This window comes from Bartonella pachyuromydis (assembly GCF_039543065.1).
In the GTDB taxonomy this organism is placed as follows: Bacteria; Pseudomonadota; Alphaproteobacteria; order Rhizobiales; family Rhizobiaceae; genus Bartonella; species Bartonella pachyuromydis.
The window spans coordinates 1-2,198 of record NZ_BAABJA010000039.1 but is presented as its reverse complement, the minus strand read 5'-3'; the positions used below and the strand labels follow the sequence as shown (position 1 = coordinate 2,198).

The following is a 2,198-nucleotide window of genomic DNA, read 5'->3' as shown; positions in this document are numbered from 1 at the left end:
GAATTTAAAGAAGGTAGAGATTTTAAAAAAAACGGAGATACCATTGATTGGGCACCTATGGGCGATGAACCGTTACCGGGAAGCGGCTATATGGTGACTTACCGTTACCGCGCAAGCGTGCAGGCTGATAAAGTAACAGCACAAGAAATCACTGTCTCAGGAGGGGCTGAGGATGGTGATATTATTGTCAGTTACACTTACAAATTGCCCCGCATTGACCGTATTGGACTCAATACAGGAGGTGATGTTGTTTATATCAAAGGGGTTTCGGCAGACCAACCCATGGCGCCAAGCGTTCCTGAAGATGTGCTCTCTCTTGCCACTATTACCAATAACTGGATTGATGTACCGCTTGTGAAAAATGATGGGACACGTGTTGCCCCTTATGATGAAATGTGGCACTATTTTCGACGGGTGCTCTCCCTTGACCGGCTTATGCAATTAGAGCGCATTAAAAGCAATGTTGACTCTAAAGAGCCAGTTGCCAAAAAAGGCATGTTTGCAGACCCTTTTCTCGATGACAGTTATCGAGATGAAGGTCTTGAACAAACAGGGGCTGTGGGAAACGGTATTTTACAGCTTGCTATTGACCCAACATTCTATACCGCTCCCTTGAACGCCCCTGTCACCCTTGACTGGACCAATGAAGTGATCATTGCGCAAGAGTTGACAACGGCTTGCGAAAAGATCAACCCTTATCAAAATTTTGCGCCTCTCCCTGGTACAGTCACCCTTACCCCCGCGACAGACTTTTGGCATGTTGAGCGCACTGATTGGCTCTCTGGTGTGACCAATCAACTCAATATGGGCTGGAACCGTGGGAGAAGCATCGTTAAGACAGAAATCAGTGATGATTTGGTGAATACAACAAGGGAGCAAATCGATTTTTTAAGACAAATTACCCTTCACTTTAAAATTGAAGGCTTTGGCAGTGGCGAAATCTTGGACAGCCTTAGCTTTGATGGTGTCAATGTCTTACCAACAAGCCGTCTTGTTGCCAATAGCAAAGGCACCCTTGAAGGGAGTTTCAAGATTCCTCCAAACATTCCCGCTGGGACAAAAAATGTTATGGCACGCGGCAGAGGTGGAACAACAGCAACGGGGCTTTTTACCGGTCAAGGGGTGATTGATGTGAAGGTGATGCGGCGTACCACCACGGTGAAAATCTGGACACAAGTAGACCCGCAAGCACAAGTCTTTACCCCCGATGAAACACGGCAAATCACCGGCATTGATTTCCATCTTTGTAAAATAGGCAATCAAGCCCATGATCTAGTCATTGATTTGGTCACCACTGAAAACGGTTATCCCACGGCTGATATTCAAGCCCAAACCTCCTATTCTATGAAGGGTGCAAAGGTAGGATGGGCTGGAGCACGTTATGATGTCCCCTTACTTGTTCCCAATGACCGCCTCACTGCTTTTGTCATTAAAACCGATGATGGGGATCATTCTGTTTCTCTCGCCAAACTTGGTGATTTTGATAAAGAGCACCAAAGATATGTTTCAAGTCACCCCTATGTAACGGGTCCACGCTTTTCTTCTGTCAATGCACAGAGCTGGACAGCACACCAAGATGAGGCATTAGCATTTCGGGTGTTGGCCGCCCACTATAGGCAAACAGAAAAAACGGTGGATTTAGGCACCTTTGATCTTGTGGACTGCTCTGATTTGCAAATCCGTGCTGCCATTGAATTGCCTTCAAGCGATTGTTCTGTCATCTTTGAAATTGAAAGAAATAACGGTACAGTTTACCAACTGCTACCCTTTCAATTGCTTAGTCTGACCGAATATATCAATGAAAAAGTCAAGCTTCGCGCCATTCTTAAAGGTACAGAGAAACTCTCACCCGTCTTATTTGCCCCTGTACAATTGATTGCAGGAAAGATTCATAAAACAGCCACTTATGTCACAAGGGCTTTTGCCTTTGGGGAAAAGGCAAGATTGACCAGTTATATCAAAACCTTCTTGCCGGGCGGTTCTTCATTCACCCTCGAGATGCAACTGGATGATGGTGCTTTCACCCCTTTAAAACTGGATGAGACAGAACAACTCGCTGAACCGCTTTGGACAGAGCGTAAATTTGTGAGCAGCGACAAAACAGCACGACAAGCGCGCCTTAAACTCACCCTTACCGGTGGACCGGCGGCACGGTCAATGGTGAGCGATTTTGGTGCTGGCATATTGTGATGGGAGAA

General features: G+C 46.2%; 1 protein-coding gene. It reads left to right on the top strand.

Annotation, left to right across the window (positions count from 1 at the left end; all coding sequences use genetic code 11):
* Positions 1-2,190: DUF4815 domain-containing protein (locus ABD917_RS08585; protein WP_345119649.1), on the top strand; the 2,190-nt coding region annotated here is incomplete at its 5' end.
* Positions 2,191-2,198: the final 8 nt, after the last annotated feature.